This window comes from Streptomyces sp. NPDC056580 (assembly GCF_042793175.1).
Lineage (GTDB): Bacteria > Actinomycetota > Actinomycetes > Streptomycetales > Streptomycetaceae > Streptomyces.
In genome coordinates this window covers 43,395-63,380 of the sequence record NZ_JBHTVE010000009.1, presented here as the reverse complement: position 1 = coordinate 63,380, position 19,986 = coordinate 43,395, and the positions used below count along the sequence as shown (strand labels likewise).

Below are 19,986 nucleotides of genomic sequence, written 5' to 3'. Positions count from 1 at the left end.
GCGTGCACAATCGGCCAGAGTTGAACAGGAGTTTCCAGGGATAAAAAGGGTGGCCCCCCGGGCCGGAGGTGCCGGTGAGGTCCTGCGGCGGGAGGGCGGATCGCGTGCACCACCGGGTGTCGAGTAGCGTTGCCGACCATGCGTCTCGTCATTGCCCGATGCTCGGTCGACTACGCCGGCCGGCTCACCGCCCACCTGCCCTCGGCGCCCCGCCTGATCCTGGTCAAGGCGGACGGCAGCGTCTCCATCCACGCGGACGACCGGGCGTACAAGCCCCTCAACTGGATGTCGCCGCCCTGCACCCTCAAGGAGGGCGCGGGCGACGACGCGGGCGTGTGGACCGTGGTCAACAAAGCGGGCGAGAAACTGATCATCACGATGGAGGAGATCCTCCACGACTCCTCGCACGAACTCGGCGTGGACCCCGGTCTGATCAAGGACGGCGTGGAGGCGCACCTGCAGGAGCTGCTCGCCGACCGCATCGAGACCCTCGGCGAGGGCTACACCCTCATCCGCCGCGAGTACATGACCGCGATCGGCCCGGTGGACATCCTCTGCCGGGACGCGGACGGCGGGACGGTCGCCGTCGAGATCAAGCGGCGCGGTGAGATCGACGGCGTCGAACAGCTCACCCGCTACCTGGAACTGCTGAACCGCGACCCGCACCTGGCCCCGGTCCGCGGTGTCTTCGCGGCCCAGGAGATCAAGCCGCAGGCCCGGGTGCTGGCCACGGACCGCGGCATCAACTGCCAGATCCTGGACTACGACGCCATGCGCGGCATCGAGGACGACAAACTGCGGCTGTTCTGAGCCCGCGGCCGGGCCGGTACGGCGGAGGGCCGGTTCCCCTGGGGGAACCGGCCCTCGCGCGTCGGGCGGGAGGGGTCACACCACGGAATCCGGACCGCCGGCCACAGCCGCGCCCGCCGCGCCGTCCGACGCCGCCGGGGCGCCGGACGCCGGGCCGCTCGCCGAGGTGGACGTGCCCGGTGACGAGGACGGGTCCTCCGACGGGGACGGCGACTGCGGCGCGCTCGAACTGGGCGGCGGGCTGCTCTGCGGGGTGGATACGGTCGGCGTGGGCGTCTGCGAGCCCGGCCGGTGCGTGCCCCTGGTCGGCGACGGCGTCGTGCCCCCGCCGCCCGGAGCCTTCGTGGCGCTGGGACGGGACGACGGGCCGGAGCTGTCCGCGGGCGGGGCCGGGTCGTCCGAGGTGCCGTAGGTGCCGTCGGGCCCGGGGTTGACCGGGCTGCTGGAAGCCCTGCCGGGGTCTGCCCCGCGTTCGCCGCTCTTCTCCGGTTCGGCGCCGGGGCTGCTGTCCTCGATGCCCTGGCTCACCGACGGGTTGACGTCGACCGTGCCGGCCGGGTTCCGGTCGGCGTTCTGCTCGGACGTCATGCCGAGCGTGACGACCGTGCCGAGCACGGCGACGAGCAGCGCCCCGGAACCGGCCGCGACCAGGTTGCGGCGGGCCACTCGCCGGATGCCGCCGCCGGCCCCGGCGGCCGGGGTCCGGCGGGTGACCAGGGAGTCGCCGGCCGGCCCGAACGGCGCCGCGAGGGGCGCCGGCACCCCGCCGGACGGTGAAGCGGCCTCCTCGCGGCGGGCGTCGGGCGCCTCCTCACCGGCCGTCGCCGCGAGCCCGGGGGCCTCGCCGGCCAGGTCGGCGACCAGCGCCAGCGCACGGCGCCCGGCGACCGCGCCCCGCTTGTCGGCCAGCGCCGCGCGCAGCCCGCCCGAGGCCTCCAGCTCGGCACGGGCCCGGTCGAGCTGTCCGGCGCACAGCGCGAGGACGCCCAACTCGTGATGGAAGTAGACCTGTTCGGCGACATCCCCGGAGAGCCTTGAGGCCTCGGCGCCGGAGCGCAGCGATCGTTCCCAGGCGCTCCAGTGCAGCCCGGCGGCGAAGGCGGGCGCGGCCGCGCGGGCGAGCCGGACCGCGACGTCTTCCTCGTCGTCGTCGGCGGCGGGCCGGGTGTCCGGCACCACCACGGCGAGTGCGGCGAGGACCGCGTCGGCCTCGGCGCACACCCGCTCAGGGGTGACCGAGGGGTGCCCGGCCCACCAGGCGTAGTGCTCGGCGGCCGTGCGGGCCTCGGCGGGGACGTCGGCGTCGTATCCGGCGGCCTCGAGCTGGGCCCGCACACCGGCCGCGAGCCGGTAGCGGGGGCCGACCGCGGAGACCAGTCCGCAGCCCGCGAGTTCACCGAGCGCGGCGTCGGCGTGGGTGTCGCCGACCAGGGCGGGCAGGTGCGCCTGGTGCGGCACCTCACCGTCGAGGGCCACCGCGAGGCGGAGGGTGGCGCGGGCGGAGGCGCTCAGCCGGGAGGCGAGCAGCGGGGCGGGCGCGGCCGCTTCGGCGAGGGACGGCAGGGCCGGCTGGTCGCCGTCGTCGGCGCCGGCGTCGAACTCTTCGCCGGCACGGGTCAGTACGTCCTCGAAGACGCCGTACTCGTCCACCGCCCCGGCGCTGGCGCGCACCTGGTCGCGCTGCCGGAGCAGGGCGCCGGCCTGCACGAAGCGCAGCGGCAGGCCCTCGGACTCGAACCAGAGGTCACCGGCCCAGTTGGCCTCCTCCTCGGTGAGCACACGGCCGACGGTCCGCTCCAGGATCTCCACACCGGCCGCCCGGTCCAGGCCGCCCAGGAAGACCTCCTCGACCTCGGAGCCGGCGGTGGGAGCGGGCACGTCGGGGGTGGCGGCGAGCAGGAAGGCGCACTCGGGCGTGGCGTCGAGCAGTTCGTCCAGGGCCGCGCCGCCGAACTCGAGGTCGTCCACGACGACGACGGCGCCGATCTCCCCGGCCAGGGCGACGAGTTCGTCGTGTTCGGGGCGGTGTGCCGGGGCCTCGTGAACGGCGTGGAACAGGTCGTGCAGGAGTTCGGCGGCGGTGCGGTGGAAGCCGGAGAGCCGGACCACGCCGTCGGGCGCGAGGTCCGCGCAGTCCTCGGCGACGAGGTCGAGCAGGGCGGTGCGGCCGGAGCCGCCGGGGCCGGTGAGCCGCACCGAGCGGCCGCGCGCGAGCAGTCGGACCAGGCGCTCGCGTTCGTCCTGGCGCTCCAGCAGGGCGGGTGTCGGCAGCGCCGGGCCGGGCGGCACGGGCGGCCGGGCGGCACGCTCGGTCTCGGCGCGCTCGGCGGGTGTGCGCTTGCGGGGCCGCTCGGGCCGCTGGTGCGGCGGGCAGGGTTCTATCTCGCTGCCGTCCACCGGGTTGACGGTGAGCAGGAAGCCGCCGGAGACGACCTGCGACGTGCGGGCGGTCGCGAGTGCGCTCTGGCCGAAGTCGGAGGTGAGGGATTCCCGGGGCGGACGGCGGCCGAGAGCCTGGCCGTGCTCCTCGGGTCCCGGAGTGATCGGGTCCATGGGTTCAAGCCCCCCAAAAGCGTCGTGTGCCCTGAAAACCGGTCCCTACCGGCCTGTTGCACACCGCGCTGTCGCTTCTGGTCCGGTCCCGCTCGAGGGTTGCTTCAGGCAGCGGGCGACCGAACCCTAAACCTTGGCACAGTATCCACGACAGGGCGGGGTGCCGCGCGGCCCGAGACGTCACGGTCCGGTGAGGATTGCCCTCGTGGTGCGTTAAGGACCCTGCGCCCGGATCTCCCCCGTCGCCCCGGTCACCCCCGTCCCGGATGCGTCACACACGCGGCCCGGGTGCGTCACACACGCGGCAGCGACTCGACCCCGATGCCGCCCTCGATGGCGAGGATGCGGTGCAGCCGGGTGGCGACCAGCAGCCGCTGCATCTGGGCCGGGACCCCGCGCAGCACCAGGCGGCGACCGCAGCGGCCGGCCCGCCGGTGGGCGCCCATGATCACCCCGAGTCCGGTGGCGTCCCAGGAGTCCAGTTCGGACAGGTCGAGCACCAGGTCGCCGACGCCGTCGTCGACGGCCGAGTGCAGGGCCGTACGGGCGTCCGCCGCGCTGCGGACGTCGAGGCGGCCCCCGACGACCAGCTCGGCGTGGTCGCCCCTGATGTACATATGCGCTCCCCGTTGAGTGCGGTCCGGCGTACTCCGTGACGGTGCTGATGCTGTGCAACCTCTGACTGCCTGAGTGGCAGGGCGGTTGCTGCTTGTAAGCGAACCGATACCGAATTCACCCCCGGGAGTGACACTCCCGGGGCGTGCGTGCGGATCTGGTTGGATTCGTACGGATCAGTACTTGTAGAAGCCCTGCCCGCTCTTGCGGCCGATGTCACCGGCGTCCACCATCCGGCGCATCAGCTCCGGCGGGGCGAACTTCTCGTCCTGCGACTCGGTGTAGATGTTGCCGGTGGCGTGCAGCAGGATGTCCACGCCGGTGAGGTCCGCGGTGGCCAGCGGGCCCATGGCGTGGCCGAAGCCCAGCCTGCAGGCGAGGTCGATGTCCTCGGCGGTGGCCACGCCGGACTCGTACAGCTTCGTCGCCTCGACCACCAGGGCGGAGATGAGGCGGGTGGTGACGAAGCCGGCCACGTCCCGGTTGACGACGATGCAGGTCTTGCCGACCGACTCGGCGAACTCCCGTGCGGCGGCGAGGGTTTCGTCGCTGGTCTTGTAACCGCGGACCAGCTCGACGAGCTGCATCATCGGCACCGGCGAGAAGAAGTGCACGCCCACCACGCGCTCGGGGTGCTCGGTGGCCGCCGCGATCTTGGTGATCGGGATGGCGGAGGTGTTGGAGGCGAGCACGGTCTCCGGCCGCACGATCTTGTCGAGCGCGCGGAAGATCTCGTGCTTCACCTCGAGCTTCTCGAAGACCGCCTCGACGACGATGTCGGCGTCGGCGGCGGCGTCCAGGTCGGTGGTCGCGGTGATGCGGCCGAGAGCGGTGTCGGCGTCGTGCGCCTCCAGCTTGCCCTTGCTCACGAACTTGTCGTACGAGGCCTTGATGCCGTCGGTGCCGCGCTTCAGGGCCTCGTCGGTGACGTCCCGCAGGACGACGTCCCAGCCCGCCTGCGCGGCGACCTGAGCGATGCCGGACCCCATGAGACCGGCGCCGATGACGGCGAGCTTCCGTGCCACTGTGCGACTCCCCTGATACGCGCTGTCGTCAGGCCCTGGCGCTGCCTTCCCCGGTCCGCTCGGGGGTTTCAGTCCGGCGTCCTGGGACGGTTGCCTCACCGGACGCCGCCGGGCAGGCGCGAAGGTCACGCCGGGGCCTACCTCTCGGCCGGACACTAGCGTCCGCGAGGGGCGCAGCGGCGCAGTTAGTAACGCGTTTCACGTCTCACGGGATGAGATGCCGGTCACGTCCGCGGTCCGCGCACGAGCCGCCCGTCCGCCTGCCGCTGTCAGTACTTGCTCCTACGCTGGCCCTCGACCCACCGGGAACCGGGGAAAGAGGCAGCGACATGGGCGGCAACCGCTGGACGAGCACGGGCCCTTACCAGCAGGACCTGGCGGTGGCGTTCCGCGGGGCACAGGAGGCCGAACCGGCCGGGGACGGCGAGCCGCGGCGGATCGGGTACTGGGGAGTGACGGCGGACTAGCGGCCCCGGCCCCGGCGACGTTCAGTCGGTCAGTCCCAGCACCTCCGGCTGGTCGGCGGGGAAGTTCCGGGGCATGCCCGGCACATCGATGGTGCGCCCGTACACGCCGGCCAGGAACTCGACGACGCCGACCGGGAACTCCGACCAGTCGCCGTTGTCCCCGCGGACGACCACCGGCCAGGCGTCCGGGTCCGCGGGGCCCGTCCTCCAGAAGAAGTCGTCCCCCGCGTAGGACGACGCCCAGGAGACCAGGCCGCCGGGCCGCGGGTAGGGGACGTAGTCCTCGGTGTCGCCCATCTCGTACAGGTCCTGGAGGATCTCGTCCTCCCGGCGCGCCGAGGCCCACCCGGCCTCGTTCCCGGGCCGGGGAAGGGACACCGCCAGGAAGTCGTCGACGACCAGCACCGGGTACGCCTCCGCCAGCGCGCGGAAGTCCGAGGGCAGCGCCGTCCCGAGCGCCGCCTCCAGAGCGGCCCAGTCCACGCCGCGTCCCCCGGGCACGCGCCACCGCGTCATCGCCGGCAGCACGGCCTCCAGCTCTTCGATCCTCAGCAAGTCGTCCGCCTGTCCGGGTCGTTCTCCGGCCCCACGCCGGTGATGGCCCCTGCAGCCCCGTACATGATCCACGGCTCGCCGGCCCGTTCCGCGCCCGGCCCCGCCGTCCGCCCGCGTCCCGCGCGCGAGGACACCGGGCACGGCCCGGTCCGCCGCGCCGGCCGTGACGGTCGGCACATGGGACTCCCGGACGGCCCGGCCGTAACTACGCTGGTCACATGGTCAATCTGACGCGCATCTACACCAGGACCGGCGACCGGGGCACCACCGCCCTCGGCGACATGAGCAGGGTCGCCAAGACGGACCTCAGGATCTCGGCGTACGCCGACGCCAACGAGGCGAACGCGGTGCTCGGCACGGCGATCGCGCTGGGCGGCCTGGACGCGGAGATCGTCGAGGTCCTCACCCGCGTCCAGAACGACCTGTTCGACGTGGGCGCGGACCTGTCGACGCCGGTGAAGGAGAACCCGGAGTTCCCGCCGCTGCGGGTCGAGCAGTTCTACGTCGACCGGCTGGAGGCGGACTGCGACCGGTTCAACGAGCGGCTGGAGAAGCTGCGCTCCTTCATCCTGCCGGGCGGCACCCCCGGCGCCGCCCTGCTGCACCAGGCGTGCACGGTGGTCCGCCGGGCCGAGCGCTCCACCTGGGCGGCGCTGGAGGCGCACGGCGATGTGATGAACCCGCTGACCGCGACCTACCTCAACCGCCTGTCCGACCTGCTGTTCATCCTGGCCCGGACGGCGAACAACGAGACCGGGGACGTGCTGTGGGTGCCGGGCGGGGAACGCTAGCGCTCCCGCTTGGGAAAGAGCGTGTAGCTCGCGGCGATCACCACGTTGACGGCGATCAGCAGCAGCATCCGCGACTGCCAGGCCCGCAGCGAACCGGTCTCGCCGTGGCCGCCGACGTACCAGACCGCCGCCTGCAGCAGGGCCAGCGCGACCAGCGAGGCGAGGATCCAGCGGCCCGCGACCTTCCACTCGTGGACGGCGCGGGCTCTGCCGTACCTCGGGGGCCGCTCGGGCGGCGGGCCTCCGGCGAAGCGGTGGGCGGCGCGGGCGTCGGCCCACCTGACCGTCGAGTGGCCGAGGCCGACGGTGAAGCCGATGTAGACGGCGGCGAGGCCGTGCCGCCAGTCGGGCTCGGCCCCGTTCCTCAGGTCGACGGCGGTCACCGCGAACAGCACGACCTCCAGCAGCGGCTCGCAGAGCAGCAGCGCGAGCCCGGTGCGTGGCATCCGCAGCGCGTACCGGAACGCCAGCCCGGCGGCCAGCAGTACCCAGAAGGCCGCCTCGCAGGCGACGATCAGTCCCACGACCACGGATCCGCTCCCTTCGTCCGGCCTCCAGCCTCGCGGACCGCGGCGCCCGGATCATCGTCGGCGGCGACGAACCGGGGGTAATCGAAAGTCGCAGTCCGGGACCGTTCCAGGGGAGCAGGCGCGGCGCCCGCGGGCCGTGTTGGATGGGGTCATGCCCCTCGCCCCGCCCCGCCCGCACCGCGACGACTGGCGCATCGCGGTGGGCGGGCTGCTCGGCGGGGTGCTGCTGTGGGCGCTCGGGATGCACCCGCGGGTGGCCTCGGACGGCCTGGTGCTCTGGGGCGCCCCCTGGGCCCCGCTGGCGCCGCTCGCGGTGACGGCCGCCTGTGAGCCGCTGCGCCGCGTCCGGCCCCGTACCGCGCTGCTGATCGGCACGGCCGCGCTGACGCTGGACACGGTGACCGAAGGCAGCATCGTCACCGTCGTGCTCTACACCGACCTGGTGTACGCGGCAGTCCTGTACGGCACACCGGCCTCCGCGCGCCGCATCCCCTGGGTCACCGGCATGCTGACGGTGGTCGGCGGAGTCGTCCCGGCGGCCCTGTGGCGCGACCCGCAGGGCCTGCTGATCGGCGTCGGCGTCGGCGTGGTCGCGTTCGCGCCCGCCTCCACCGGCTGGGTGGTGCGCAACCACCGCGACGCCGCCGAGGCGGCCCGGCTGCGCGCCGAGCAGACCGCGCTGCTGGCCGAGACGGACCGCGCCCAGGCGGTCACTGCGGAACGGGCGCGGGTGGCCCGGGAGTTGCACGACCTGATCGCCAACCACCTGTCCGCGATCGCCATCCACTCCACCGCCGCGCTCTCCCTGGACGACCCGGCGATCTCCAAGGACGCCCTGGCCGTCATCCGGGAGAACAGCGTGGCCGGACTGGAGGAGATGCGGCGGCTGATCGGCATCCTGCGGGCCGGCAGCGGCGCGCCGGGGCCCGCCGCCACCCCGACCCTGGACGGCCTCGCCGCCCTGGTCGAGGGCGCCCGCGCCAACGGCCTGGAGGTGACCCTCGACGCCGGTCACGGCGGGGTGCCCGCGCCGGTGGAACTCGCCGCGTACCGGATCGTGCAGGAGTCGCTGACCAACGCCCTCAAGCACGCGGCGCGGGGGCGGGTGCACGTCGCGCTGCGGCAGCGCGACGGCGCCCTGGACGTCCGGGTGACCAGCCCCTACCGGCCCGGCGACTCGCCCCGGGCACCCGGTTCGGGCGCCGGTCTGGCGGGGATGCGGGAGCGGGCGGCCCTGCTCGGCGGCGTGTTCGCGGCCGGTCCCGACAACGGCGTGTGGACCGTGCGCGCCGCCTTCCCGCTGAACGGAGGAGACCCCGCGTGATCCGAGTGCTGGTCGCCGAGGACCAGGCCGCCGTCCGCGCCGGACTGGTCCTGATCCTCGGCAGCGCGCCCGACATCGAGGTGGCCGGCGAGGCCGCGGACGGCGAGCGGGCGGTGGAACTGGCCCGGGAACTGCGCCCCGACGTGGTCCTGATGGACGTTCAGATGCCGCGCCTGGACGGGGTGACGGCGACCCGCCGGATCACCGCCGAGCGGCTGGCGGACGTGCTGGTGCTGACCACGTTCGATCTGGACGAGTACGTCTTCGGGGCGCTGCGGGCGGGAGCGGCCGGGTTCCTGCTGAAGCACACCGAGGCAGGCGACCTGCTGGCGGCGGTGCGGACGGTGGCGCGCGGGGAGGGGATCGTCGCGCCCGCCGTCACCCGGCGGCTGATCGCGGAGTTCGCCGCGGCCCCGGCGCGGGAGCCGGCGGCCGGCCCGGCGGTGCTGGACGGGCTCACCCGGCGCGAGCGCGAGGTGCTGTCCTGTGTCGGCGAGGGGCTGTCCAACGCGGAGATCGCCCGGCGCCTGGAGATGGCGGAGGGCACGGTGAAGACGCACGTCAGTCGCCTGCTGGCGAAGCTGGAGCTGCGCAGCAGGGTGCAAGCCGCCGTCCTTGCACAGGAGTTGGGGATCTAGCCGCACCGATGGCAAGTGGTCCAGACCTATTGACCACGTGGTCCAGACCTTTCTATCCTCGCGGCACCGTGGGCGTGAAGGCTCAGTCATGCCCGTGACACCCCCAACGAAGAGGGAGGCGCAGCATGCGCTTCAGACACAGAGCCGCGGCAGGGTTCGCGACCCTGTTGCTCCCCCTGGCCGGCCTCGTCGGTCTCGCGAGCCCCGCCCAGGCCGCGGCCAACGCGACGGCGAGCTTCACCAAGAGCAGCGACTGGGGCACCGGCTTCGGCGGTCAGTGGACCGTGAAGAACACCGGTACCAGCGCCATCAGTTCCTGGACCGTCGAGTGGGACTTCCCCTCCGGCACGTCCGTCACCTCCGCGTGGGACGCGGACGTCACGAACTCCGGCAACCACTGGACCGCCAAGAACAAGTCCTACAACGGCAGCATCGCCCCCGGCGCCTCCGTCTCCTTCGGCTTCAACGGCGCGGGCCCCGGCTCCCCGTCCAACTGCAAGCTGAACGGCGACAGCTGCGACGGCACCACGGTCCCCGGTGACGCGGCGCCCTCCGCCCCGGGCACGCCGACCGCCTCCGGCATCACCGACACCTCGGTCAAGCTGAGCTGGAGCGCGGCCACCGACGACAAGGGCGTCAAGAACTACGACGTCCTGCGCGACGGCAAGGTCGTCTCCACGGTGACGGCCACCTCGTACACCGACACCGGGCTGACCGCCGGCACGGACTACTCCTACACCGTGCGGGCCCGCGACACCGCCGACCAGACCGGACCGGTCAGCGGCGCGGTCGCCGTGCACACCACCGGTGGCGGCACCACTCCCCCGCCCACCGGCGACAAGGTCAAGCTCGGCTACTTCACCGAGTGGGGCATCTACGGACGCAACTACAACGTCAAGAACCTGGTGACGTCCGGCTCCGCGTCGAAGATCACGCACATCAACTACGCCTTCGGCAACGTCACCGGCGGCAAGTGCGCGATCGGCGACTCCTACGCCGACTACGACAAGGCGTTCACCGCCGACCAGTCCGTCAGCGGCGTCGCCGACACCTGGGACCAGCCGCTGCGCGGCAACTTCAACCAGCTCCGCCAGCTCAAGGCCAAGTACCCGAACATCAAGGTCCTGTGGTCCTTCGGCGGCTGGACCTGGTCCGGCGGCTTCGCCGACGCCGCGAAGAACCCGGCCGCCTTCGCGCAGTCCTGTTACGACCTGGTCGAGGACCCGCGCTGGGCGGACGTGTTCGACGGCATCGACATCGACTGGGAGTACCCGAACGCCTGCGGGCTGACCTGTGACACCAGCGGGCCGGCGGCCTTCAAGAACCTGATGGCCGCGCTGCGCGCCAAGTTCGGCTCCAACAACCTGGTCACCGCGGCCACCACCGCCGACGGCTCGGCCGGCGGCAAGATCGAGGCCGCCGACTACGCCGGCGCCGCGAGCTCCGTCGACTGGTACAACGTGATGACGTACGACTTCTTCGGCGCGTGGGACGCCAAGGGCCCGACGGCCCCGCACTCCCCGCTCACCTCGTACTCCGGCATCCCGAAGGACGGTTTCACCACCGCCGACGCGATGGCCAAGTTCAAGGCCGCCGGCGTTCCCGCGAAGAAGCTGCTCATCGGCATCGGCTTCTACGGCCGCGGCTGGACCGGCGTCACCCAGGACGCCCCGGGCGGCACGGCCACGGGCCCGGCGACGGGCACCTACGAGCAGGGCATCGAGGACTACAAGGTGCTCAAGACGTCCTGCCCGGCCACCGGCACGGTCGCCGGCACGGCGTACGCGCACTGCGGCAGCAACTGGTGGTCCTACGACACCCCCGCCACCATCGCCGGCAAGATGGCGTGGGCCAAGAACCAGGGCCTCGGCGGCGCGTTCTTCTGGGAGTTCAGCGGTGACACCAGCAACGGCGAGCTGGTGAGCGCCATCAACAGCAACCTGTAAGACCCTCCCGAACGACGTTCACCCTCCACCGGACTTCGTCCGGTGGAGGGTGAACGTCGTCATGCCACGTTGACCCGCTGCCCGGGCGGGGCTGCTTCCAGCCACGCCAGGAATCCGGTCAGCGCGTCTTCGCTCATCGCCAGTTCGAGCCGGGTGCCGCGGTGAGTACAGGCGAGGACCACCGCGTCGGAGAGCAGCGCCAGCTCCTCCTCGCCCTCGGGAAGCCGGCGGCCGGCCACCTCGATGGCCGCGCGCTCCAGCACGCGGCGGGGGCGCAGGGCGTAGGAGAAGACCCGGTACCACTCGATCCGGTCGCCGTTGTAGCGGGCGACGCCGTAGCTCCAGCCCTTGCCGCCGGCGTCCGGTTTCTCGGGCACGTCCCAGCGCAGGGAACAGTCGAAGGTCCCGCCGGAGCGCTGGATCAGCCTGCGGCGCAGCCCGAACAGGAACAGTCCCGCCACCACGAGCGCGACCACGATCCCGCACACAGTCAGAGCGAGGACCATCGGCACCGACCTCCTCGTCTCCCAGACAGTGTCACTGCGCTAACAACTGAGTAATGAAACCGAAAAAACACCCACATCTGCCTCAGCCGCGGTCGGTACCGGATTGCTCCGGACCGACCGCGGCTGAGTGACGTCATCACACCGCGCGCTGGATCAACGCGCCGCCGTCGCCGCCCGCAGACGGACGTCGGCGCGGCGCTGTGCCTCCGCGTCGTCCTCCGCCTTCGCGCGCTCGAGCTCGCGCTCCGTGCGCTGGACATCGATCTCGTCCGACAGTTCGGCGATCTCGGCCAGCAGCGAGAGCTTGTTGTCGGCGAACGAGACGAAACCGCCGTGCACCGCGGCGACGACCGTTCCGCCATCACTCGTACGGATGGTCACCGGGCCCGACTCCAGCACACCGAGCAGCGGCTGGTGACCGGGCATGACGCCGATGTCGCCGGACGTGGTGCGCGCGACGACCAGGGTGGCCTCGCCGGACCAGACCTGGCGGTCGGCGGCGACCAGCTCGACGTGCAGCTCAGCAGCCAAGGTTGGCTCCTCGGGTCACCACCCGGCGGTAGTGCCGGGTGTTGGGGTCAATTCTAGTAGGCGTGACAGAGGGGGCGGGACGCGCCCGCCCCCTCAGACGAGCACGGGGCTCAGGAGACGCCCAGCTCCTTCGCGTTCTTCTTCAGGTCCTCGAGACCACCGCACATGAAGAACGCCTGCTCCGGGAAGTGGTCGAACTCGCCGTCGCAGATCGCGTTGAACGCGGCGATCGTCTCGTCCAGCGGCACGTCCGAACCGTCCACGCCGGTGAACTGCTTGGCGACGTGGGTGTTCTGGGACAGGAAGCGCTCCACGCGACGGGCACGGTGGACGACGAGCTTGTCCTCCTCGCCGAGCTCGTCGATACCGAGGATCGCGATGATGTCCTGGAGGTCCTTGTACTTCTGCAGGATCGTCTTCACGCGCATGGCCGCGTTGTAGTGATCCGCGGCGATGTAGCGCGGGTCCAGGATCCGGGACGTGGAGTCCAGCGGGTCCACGGCCGGGTAGATGCCCTTCTCGGAGATCGGACGGGACAGAACCGTCGTCGCGTCGAGGTGGGCGAACGTGGTCGCCGGGGCCGGGTCGGTCAGGTCGTCGGCGGGGACGTAGATCGCCTGCATCGAGGTGATCGAGTGACCGCGGGTCGAGGTGATGCGCTCCTGGAGGAGGCCCATCTCGTCGGCCAGGTTCGGCTGGTAACCCACCGCGGACGGCATACGGCCGAGCAGGGTGGAGACCTCGGAGCCGGCCTGCGTGAAGCGGAAGATGTTGTCGATGAAGAACAGCACGTCCTGCTTCTGGACGTCACGGAAGTACTCGGCCATGGTGAGGCCGGCCAGCGCGACGCGCAGACGGGTGCCCGGGGGCTCGTCCATCTGACCGAAGACCAGCGCGGTCTTGTCGATGACGCCCGAGTCGGTCATCTCCTCGATGAGGTCGTTGCCCTCACGGGTGCGCTCACCGACACCGGCGAACACGGAGACACCGTCGTGGTTGTTGGCGACACGGTAGATCATCTCCTGGATGAGCACCGTCTTGCCGACGCCGGCGCCGCCGAACAGGCCGATCTTGCCGCCCTTGACGTACGGGGTGAGCAGGTCGATGACCTTGACGCCCGTCTCGAACATCTCGGTCTTCGACTCGAGCTCGTCGAAGTTCGGGGCCTTGCGGTGGATGCCCCAGCGCTCGCCGTCGTACTGCTCGTCGGCGTTCAGCACCTCACCGAGGGTGTTGAACACCTTGCCCTTGGTGAAGTCGCCGACGGGCACCGTGATGGAGTTGCCGGTGTCGGCGACCGGGGCCTGGCGGACCAGACCGTCGGTGGGCTGCATGGAGATGGTGCGGACCACGCCGTCACCCAGGTGCTGGGCGACCTCCAGGGTCAGCGTCTTCTTCTCGCCGGCGTTGGCCGGGTCGGCCACCTCGACGTGAAGGGCGTTGTAGATGTCCGGCATCGCGTCGACGGGGAACTCCACGTCGACGACCGGGCCGATGACCCGGGCGACGCGGCCCGTAGCCGTCGCGGTCTCAACAGTGGTGGTCATTTATCGGTCACTCCCCGCGGTCGCGTCGGCCAGGGCGCTCGCGCCACCGACGATCTCGCTGATTTCCTGGGTGATTTCGGCCTGGCGGGCCGCGTTGGCAAGACGGGAGAGCGTGTTGATCAGCTCGCCCGCGTTGTCGGTGGCCGACTTCATCGCGCGCCGCGTGGCGGCGTGCTTCGAAGCGGCCGACTGGAGCAGCGCGTTGTAGATCCGGCTCTCCACGTAGCGCGGCAGCAGGGCGTCGAGGACGTCCTCCGCCGACGGCTCGAAGTCGTACAGCGGGAGGATCTCGCCCTTGGGGGCGGTCTCCTCCGCGACCTCTTCGAGACGCAGCGGCAGCAGCCTGGTGTCGAGCGCGGTCTGCGTCATCATCGAGACGAACTCGGTGTAGACGATGTGGAGCTCGTCCACGCCGCCGTCCGCCGTCTCCTTCTCGATGGCCTCGATCAGCGGCGCCGCGACCTTCTTGGCGTCCGCGTACGAGGGCTCGTCGGTGAAGCCCGTGAACGACTCCGCGATCTTGCGCTCACGGAAGTTGTAGTGGGCGACACCACGGCGGCCGACGATGTACGTGTCGACCTGCTTGCCCTCGCGCTCCAGGCGCTCGGTCAGCTGCTCCGCCGCCTTGATGGCGTTGGAGTTGAAGGCGCCGGCCAGACCGCGGTCGCTCGTGAGGAGCAGAACCGCGGCACGGACCGGGTTCTCCGCCTCCGTGGTGAGCGGGTGCTTGGTGTTCGAACCCGTACCGACCGCCGTGACCGCGCGCGTCAGCTCGGTCGCGTACGGCGTGGAGGCCGCCACCTTGCGCTGCGCCTTGACGACGCGCGAGGCGGCAATCATCTCCATCGCCTTGGTGATCTTCTTGGTCGCGCTGACGGATCGGATGCGACGCTTGTAGACCCGGAGCTGGGCTCCCATGAGTCAGGTCCCTTCCTTACGTCACTTGGCGGCAGCGGCAGGAGTGTCCTCGCCGAGCAGCTTGCCGTCCGAGGTCTCGAACTGCTTCTTGAACTCCGCGATGGCGTCGTCGATCGCCTGGATCGTGTCGTCCGACATCTTGGCGCCCTCACGGATGGAGGTGAGCAGGCCCGACTCCTTGCGGTGCAGGTAGTCCAGCAGCTCCCGCTCGAAGCGGCGGATGTCGGCGACCGGGACGTCGTCCATACGGCCGTTGGTGCCGGCCCAGATGGAGACGACCTGGTCCTCGGTCGACATCGGCTGGTACTGGTCCTGCTTCAGCAGCTCGACCATGCGCTGACCGCGCTCCAGCTGGGCCTTGGAGGCCGCGTCCAGGTCGGAGCCGAAGGCGGCGAACGCCTCCAGCTCACGGAACTGGGCGAGGTCCACGCGGAGGCGGCCGGAGACCTGGCGCATCGCCTTGTGCTGGGCGGAACCACCGACTCGGGAGACGGAGATACCGACGTTCAGCGCGGGACGCTGACCGGCGTTGAACAGGTCCGACTCCAGGAAGCACTGGCCGTCGGTGATGGAGATGACGTTGGTCGGGATGAACGCCGAGACGTCGTTGGCCTTGGTCTCGACGATCGGCAGACCCGTCATCGAACCGGCGCCCATGTCGTCGGAGAGCTTGGCGCAGCGCTCCAGCAGACGGGAGTGCAGGTAGAAGACGTCACCCGGGTAGGCCTCACGGCCCGGCGGGCGGCGCAGCAGCAGCGACACGGCGCGGTAGGCGTCGGCCTGCTTCGACAGGTCGTCGAAGATGATCAGGACGTGCTTGCCCTCGTACATCCACTGCTGACCGATGGCCGAACCGGTGTACGGCGCCAGGTACTTGAAGCCGGCCGGGTCGGACGCCGGGGCGGCGACGATGGTCGTGTACTCCAGGGCGCCGTTCTCCTCCAGCGCGCGGCGCACGCCGGCGATGGTGGAGCCCTTCTGGCCGATGGCGACGTAGATGCAGCGGACCTGCTTCTTCGGGTCGCCGGTGCGCCAGTTGTCGCGCTGGTTGATGATCGTGTCGACGGCCAGGGCGGTCTTGCCGGTCTGACGGTCACCGATGATCAGCTGACGCTGACCACGGCCGATCGGGGTCATCGCGTCGACGGCCTTGTAGCCGGTCTCCATCGGCTCGTGCACCGACTTGCGCTGCATGACCGTGGGGGCCTGCAGCTCGAGGGCGCGGCGGCCGGACGTCTCGATCTCGCCGAGACCGTCGATCGGGTTGCCGAGCGGGTCGACGACGCGGCCGAGGTAGCCCTCGCCGACCGCGACGGAGAGGACCTCACCGGTGCGGTGCACCGGCTGCCCCTCCTCGATGCCGCTGAACTCACCGAGTACGACGGCGCCGATCTCGCGCTCTTCCAGGTTCAGCGCGAGACCGAGGGAGCCGTCCTCGAACTTCAGCAGCTCGTTCGCCATGGCCGAGGGCAGGCCCTCGATCTTGGCGATACCGTCGCCGGCGACGGTGACCGTACCGACCTCCTCGCGCGAGGCCGCGTCCGGCTTGTACGACTGGACGAAGTTCTCCAGCGCGTCCCGGATCTCCTCCGGCCGGATCGTGAGCTCCGCCATCTGGGTTCCCTGCTCTCCTTGTTGGGCCCGACGTTTCACTGCGGGGGGATGGGGACTCCCCCCTGAACGAGGTGAATCCTCTGCACGGCCCAACCAGGGCCGTAAGCACGTCTTGCGTTTTCTCGATTGCCGGGGTTGCGCTAGCTCGCCATGCGGCGGGCCGCGTCCTCCAGCCGGTCCGCGATGGAGCCGTTGATGACCTCGTCACCGATCTGCACCCGCATCCCGCCGACGACCTCGGGGTCGACGTCCAGGTTGAGGTGCATCCGGCGACCGTAGAGCTTGGTCAGGGCGGCGCCGAGGCGCTGCTTCTGCCCGTCGCTCAGCGGCACCGCCGACGTGACGACGGCGACCATGCGGTCCCGGCGCTCGGCGGCGAGCCTGGACAGGGACTCCAGTCCCGCTTCCAGGCTACGTCCACGCGGCGCGGACACCAGGCGCGCGACCAGACGCTCGGTGGTGGGCTTGGCCCGGCCGCCGAGGAGCCGGTGCAGCAGCTCGACCTTGGCCGAGGCGCTCGCCGCGCGGTCGGTGAGCGCGGCCCGCAGCTCGGTGTTGGAGGAGACGATCCGGCCGAACCGGAACAGCTCGTCCTCGACGTCGTCGAGCGTGCCCGCCTTTTCCGCCGCGGTGAGGTCGGCGACGTTCGCCAGCTCCTCCAGGGCGTCCACCAGGTCGCGCGGCTGCGACCAGCGGGAACGGACCATGCCCGACACCAGGTCGACGGTGGCCGTGCCGACCTGAGCGCCGATCAGCCGCCGGACCAGCTCGGCCTTGGCCTCACCGGGCTGCGCCGGGTCGGTGAGGACCCGACGCAGGCTGGCCTCGCGGTCGAGCAGCGCGGTGACGGCCGCCAGCTCGTCCGCGAGCTTCGTCGCGTCGACGGACGTGGAGTCCGTCAGCGCGTCGAGACGCTCACGTGCGGCTGCGAGGGCCTCGCGGCTCGCTCCGTTCATCGCGTGGCCTCGGCCTTCTCCTCGAGGTCCTCGAGGAAGCGGTCGATCACACGGCTCTGGCGGGCGTAATCCTCGAGGGACTCGCCGACGAGCTTGCCGGCCAGTTCGGTGGCGAGCTTGCCGACGTCCTGGCGGAGGGCGGCCGCGGCGGCCTTGCGGTCGGCCTCGATCTGGGCGTGACCGGCGGCGACGATCTCCTCGCGCTGCCGCTGGCCCTCGGCCCGCATCTCGGCGATGAGCGCGGCACCCTGCTCCTGCGCCTCCTGGCGCAGACGCGCGGCCTCGTGCCGGGCCTCGGCGAGCTGGGCCTTGTACTGCTCAAGGACGCTCTGGGCCTCGACCTTCATGGCGTCGGCCTCTTCGATGCCGCCTTCGATCGCCGCGCGACGCTCCTCCAGAACCTTGTTGATGTTCGGAAGCAGCTTCTTCCAGAAGAAGAAGAACACGATGGCGAAGGCGATGGTGCCGACGAGCAGCTCGGGGCCGGCCGGGATGAGCGGGTTCTGCTCGGTCTCCTCGGCCGCCAGCTGTGCCAGGTTGGCGATCACATCAGTGCCTTTCGTCGATACGTGTCGGTACGGATGTCTTACTTGGTACCGAACACGAACGGCATGACGATGCCGATGAGGGCGAGCGCCTCGCAGAAGGCGAAGCCCAGGATCTGGTTGGCGCGGATCAGGCCGGCCGCCTCGGGCTGACGGGCGAGGGCCTGGGTGCCGTTGCCGAAGATGATGCCGACGCCGATGCCGGGGCCGATGGCGGAGAGGCCGTAACCGACGGAACCGATGGAACCGGAGACAGCGGCGAGGGTCTCAGTGGCAGCCATGGTGAATCTTCCTTCTCTTTACGGACCGGTGGGGGTTGGCCACCGGACGACCGGGGGTGGTGGTGAGGCTCAGTGGTGCTCGGCGAGAGCGCCCTGAATGTAGGAGCAGGCCAGCAGTACGAAGACGTACGCCTGGACGGCCTGCACGAAAAGTTCGAAGCAGATCATGGCCACGGTCATCACGAAGGAGACACCGGCGGCCGGGATCATCCAGCTGTTCAGCAGGTACCAGGAGGCGACGGTGAACATCACCAGCATCAGGTGACCGGCGAACATGTTGGCGAAGAGTCGCACCGCGTGCGTGAACGGGCGGACGAGCAGGTTCGAGAAGAACTCGATGAGCATGACGAGCGGCAGCACCGGGCCGAGCGACTTGTCGTAGCCCGTCACGTTCTTGAAGAAGCCGACGAAGCCGTGGCGCTTGAAGGTCAGTCCGACCCACAGGACCCAGACGAGCAGGGCCAGCACGACGGGGAAGGCGAAGACCGAGGCGACCGGGAACTGGGCCAGCGGGATCACCGACCAGATGTTCATCAGCCAGATGAAGAAGAAGAGGGAGACCATGAGCGGCACCCACTTCTCGCCCTCGCGCTTGCCGAGCGTCTCGTAGACGATGCCGCGGCGCACGAAGTCGTAGCCGGCCTCGCCGACCATCTGCAGCTTGCCGGGGATGACCTTGGCCTTGCCGAAGGCGGCCCAGAAGAACGCGACGACGACGACCGTGGTGAGGAGCGCGAGCAGCATCACCTTGTTGAACTCGAAGCCGCCGATCGTGGCCATCGGCTTGAACAGGAACGAGTGCAGGCCCGGAGCCGGGAAGCCGCACCCGTTGTCGGACATGATCCGGCAACTCCAGTCAAAGGCGAGCTGGGTCTGGTCAGCACTCACCGCGGGCTCCTTCGGCGTGACGCATGGGTACGGCAACCTCGTTGTGTCGGCGCGGCGCAGGGCCGCTGATCGGCACCGGACTGGTCTTACGGATGTGGGGGCGGCTGGGAAGCATCGAGCCTCGCGATCGAGCAGGCGTCAGCTCAAGTGCCCGCGCCCGCGATGCCGCAGTTGGCACCGGACGATAGCAGGAGATCTCACAGGCCTTTATCCCGCCCCTACCCCTCACGACGACGGCCCCGTCTTCTCGTGCTTCTCACTCTTCGCGGAGTCGGGATCGACGTAGAAGATCTTGGCCTTCATGTGTGCTCGAGCCTGCGCGGCCATCCACACGACGGTCGTGACGACGAGCGACACCGCGAAGGCCTTCGCGTTGAAGAGAGAGGTGCCCTTGAAGACGGCGACGAAGATGAGGAGGAGCAGGAGCTGGGCCATGTAGAGCATCAGCCCCATGGCCTGGAACAACTGCGGAAGCGTTTTCGCCGTCCACTGCAGCACGTAGAGGCCGATTCCCATGAACAGGATGGCCAGCACCGTGCCGACGGCCGCGCCGAGCGCACCCTTGCCCCCCGCGACCGCGGCGCTCACGGCGACGGCGATCACGCCGGCGGCCGCTGAGGGCACAGCGATCTGCAGTAGGTTCCGGGCGTCATTGGACGGCATGGCGGCAACTCCGCTTTCACAGGGGGGCAGGTGTCGTCATGGACGAGCGTAGTCCCGGGCTGAGTATTCGAGACCTCACACCGGCGGACCGTCGCACTACGGTCCTTCGGTTCTATCCGGGGTTCTCGTGAACCGTATCACAAACTATTTGATGAGGTCTTTACCTGCCGGGTGTGCTGGCTGTCACACATGAGTGTGACGGCGCGCGTCTGTGCAAAAACCCGGCCCTTTTGTCTGGTATTGGGGAGCTTTGCTCCCCCACGAGATGGCAATGCTCTAGTCA

21 protein-coding genes are annotated in these 19,986 nt (G+C 70.6%); 6 read left to right on the top strand and 15 right to left on the bottom strand.

Annotation, left to right across the window (positions count from 1 at the left end; translation table 11 throughout):
• Window positions 1-138: 138 nt before the first annotated feature.
• The gene (gene nucS, locus ACFQ9Z_RS21065) at window positions 139-810 is read left to right on the top strand and encodes an endonuclease NucS (protein ID WP_383020249.1); all 672 of its coding nucleotides are present in this window, start codon (window positions 139-141) and stop codon (window positions 808-810) included.
• A gap of 75 nt (window positions 811-885) precedes the next feature.
• Here the strand turns inward: nucS and ACFQ9Z_RS21060 are convergent, their stop codons facing one another.
• The 3 genes from ACFQ9Z_RS21060 to ACFQ9Z_RS21050 form a co-directional block, all read right to left on the bottom strand.
• Window positions 886-3,363 carry an ATP-binding protein gene (locus tag ACFQ9Z_RS21060; RefSeq protein WP_383020245.1) on the bottom strand — a complete coding sequence of 826 codons (2,478 nt, stop codon included), beginning with the start codon at window positions 3,361-3,363 and terminating at the stop codon, window positions 886-888.
• Between the two features lie 293 nt (window positions 3,364-3,656).
• Entirely contained in the window at window positions 3,657-3,980 is a 324-nt protein-coding gene (locus ACFQ9Z_RS21055) for an STAS domain-containing protein (protein ID WP_143626857.1), read from the bottom strand.
• Window positions 3,981-4,154: 174 nt separating this feature from the next.
• Window positions 4,155-5,003, bottom strand: coding sequence for a 3-hydroxyacyl-CoA dehydrogenase family protein (locus ACFQ9Z_RS21050; protein WP_143626859.1), 849 nt, complete (start codon window positions 5,001-5,003; stop codon window positions 4,155-4,157).
• Between the two features lie 329 nt (window positions 5,004-5,332).
• Between ACFQ9Z_RS21050 and ACFQ9Z_RS21045 the strand changes: the two genes are divergently transcribed.
• Window positions 5,333-5,470: a hypothetical protein gene (locus ACFQ9Z_RS21045; RefSeq protein ID WP_383020237.1), complete on the top strand. Its 138-nt coding sequence runs from the start codon at window positions 5,333-5,335 to the stop codon at window positions 5,468-5,470.
• A gap of 21 nt (window positions 5,471-5,491) precedes the next feature.
• Here the strand turns inward: ACFQ9Z_RS21045 and ACFQ9Z_RS21040 are convergent, their stop codons facing one another.
• On the bottom strand, window positions 5,492-6,025 hold the full coding sequence (locus ACFQ9Z_RS21040) for an SMI1/KNR4 family protein (protein WP_383020234.1): 534 nt from the start codon (window positions 6,023-6,025) through the stop codon (window positions 5,492-5,494).
• Window positions 6,026-6,243: 218 nt separating this feature from the next.
• On the opposite strand from ACFQ9Z_RS21040, the gene ACFQ9Z_RS21035 reads away from it, so the two are divergent.
• Entirely contained in the window at window positions 6,244-6,816 is a 573-nt protein-coding gene (locus ACFQ9Z_RS21035) for a cob(I)yrinic acid a,c-diamide adenosyltransferase (protein ID WP_383020231.1), read from the top strand.
• Here ACFQ9Z_RS21035 and ACFQ9Z_RS21030 read toward each other — a convergent pair.
• On the bottom strand, window positions 6,813-7,346 hold the full coding sequence (locus ACFQ9Z_RS21030; protein WP_383020228.1) for a hypothetical protein: 534 nt from the start codon (window positions 7,344-7,346) through the stop codon (window positions 6,813-6,815). The two genes, ACFQ9Z_RS21035 and ACFQ9Z_RS21030, sit on opposite strands and share 4 nt — an antisense overlap.
• 151 nt (window positions 7,347-7,497) lie before the next feature.
• Between ACFQ9Z_RS21030 and ACFQ9Z_RS21025 the strand changes: the two genes are divergently transcribed.
• The 3 genes from ACFQ9Z_RS21025 (at window position 7,498) to ACFQ9Z_RS21015 (ending at window position 11,254) form a co-directional block, all read left to right on the top strand.
• Window positions 7,498-8,670, top strand: coding sequence for a sensor histidine kinase (locus ACFQ9Z_RS21025; RefSeq protein ID WP_383020224.1), 1,173 nt, complete (start codon window positions 7,498-7,500; stop codon window positions 8,668-8,670).
• Window positions 8,667-9,308, top strand: a complete 642-nt coding sequence (locus ACFQ9Z_RS21020; RefSeq protein WP_383020219.1) for a response regulator — start codon at window positions 8,667-8,669, stop codon at window positions 9,306-9,308. Before ACFQ9Z_RS21025 ends, ACFQ9Z_RS21020 begins: the two co-directional genes overlap by 4 nt.
• A gap of 125 nt (window positions 9,309-9,433) precedes the next feature.
• The gene (locus ACFQ9Z_RS21015; protein WP_383020215.1) at window positions 9,434-11,254 is read left to right on the top strand and encodes a glycosyl hydrolase family 18 protein; all 1,821 of its coding nucleotides are present in this window, start codon (window positions 9,434-9,436) and stop codon (window positions 11,252-11,254) included.
• Between the two features lie 59 nt (window positions 11,255-11,313).
• Here the strand turns inward: ACFQ9Z_RS21015 and ACFQ9Z_RS21010 are convergent, their stop codons facing one another.
• From ACFQ9Z_RS21010 to ACFQ9Z_RS20965, 10 genes are all read right to left on the bottom strand, one after another.
• Window positions 11,314-11,760 (bottom strand): DUF2550 domain-containing protein, encoded by a 447-nt coding sequence (locus ACFQ9Z_RS21010; protein ID WP_383020212.1) that lies wholly within the window; start codon window positions 11,758-11,760, stop codon window positions 11,314-11,316.
• Between the two features lie 153 nt (window positions 11,761-11,913).
• A complete protein-coding gene (locus tag ACFQ9Z_RS21005; protein ID WP_143626875.1) occupies window positions 11,914-12,291 on the bottom strand; it encodes a F0F1 ATP synthase subunit epsilon in 378 nt (125 codons plus the stop codon).
• Window positions 12,292-12,401: 110 nt separating this feature from the next.
• A complete protein-coding gene (gene atpD / locus ACFQ9Z_RS21000) occupies window positions 12,402-13,838 on the bottom strand; it encodes a F0F1 ATP synthase subunit beta (RefSeq protein ID WP_383020208.1) in 1,437 nt (478 codons plus the stop codon).
• The gene (locus tag ACFQ9Z_RS20995; RefSeq protein ID WP_383020203.1) at window positions 13,839-14,756 is read right to left on the bottom strand and encodes a F0F1 ATP synthase subunit gamma; all 918 of its coding nucleotides are present in this window, start codon (window positions 14,754-14,756) and stop codon (window positions 13,839-13,841) included.
• Between the two features lie 21 nt (window positions 14,757-14,777).
• Window positions 14,778-16,370 carry a F0F1 ATP synthase subunit alpha gene (atpA, locus tag ACFQ9Z_RS20990; protein ID WP_383020199.1) on the bottom strand — a complete coding sequence of 531 codons (1,593 nt, stop codon included), beginning with the start codon at window positions 16,368-16,370 and terminating at the stop codon, window positions 14,778-14,780.
• Window positions 16,371-16,510: 140 nt separating this feature from the next.
• Window positions 16,511-17,326: a F0F1 ATP synthase subunit delta gene (locus tag ACFQ9Z_RS20985; RefSeq protein ID WP_383020196.1), complete on the bottom strand. Its 816-nt coding sequence runs from the start codon at window positions 17,324-17,326 to the stop codon at window positions 16,511-16,513.
• Entirely contained in the window at window positions 17,323-17,874 is a 552-nt protein-coding gene (locus ACFQ9Z_RS20980) for a F0F1 ATP synthase subunit B (protein ID WP_383020192.1), read from the bottom strand. Before ACFQ9Z_RS20980 ends, ACFQ9Z_RS20985 begins: the two co-directional genes overlap by 4 nt.
• A gap of 38 nt (window positions 17,875-17,912) precedes the next feature.
• Entirely contained in the window at window positions 17,913-18,152 is a 240-nt protein-coding gene (locus ACFQ9Z_RS20975; protein ID WP_053670587.1) for an ATP synthase subunit C, read from the bottom strand.
• Window positions 18,153-18,221: 69 nt separating this feature from the next.
• Entirely contained in the window at window positions 18,222-18,992 is a 771-nt protein-coding gene (gene atpB / locus ACFQ9Z_RS20970) for a F0F1 ATP synthase subunit A (RefSeq protein WP_383021349.1), read from the bottom strand.
• Between the two features lie 273 nt (window positions 18,993-19,265).
• Entirely contained in the window at window positions 19,266-19,703 is a 438-nt protein-coding gene (locus ACFQ9Z_RS20965; RefSeq protein ID WP_383020188.1) for a hypothetical protein, read from the bottom strand.
• Window positions 19,704-19,986: the final 283 nt, after the last annotated feature.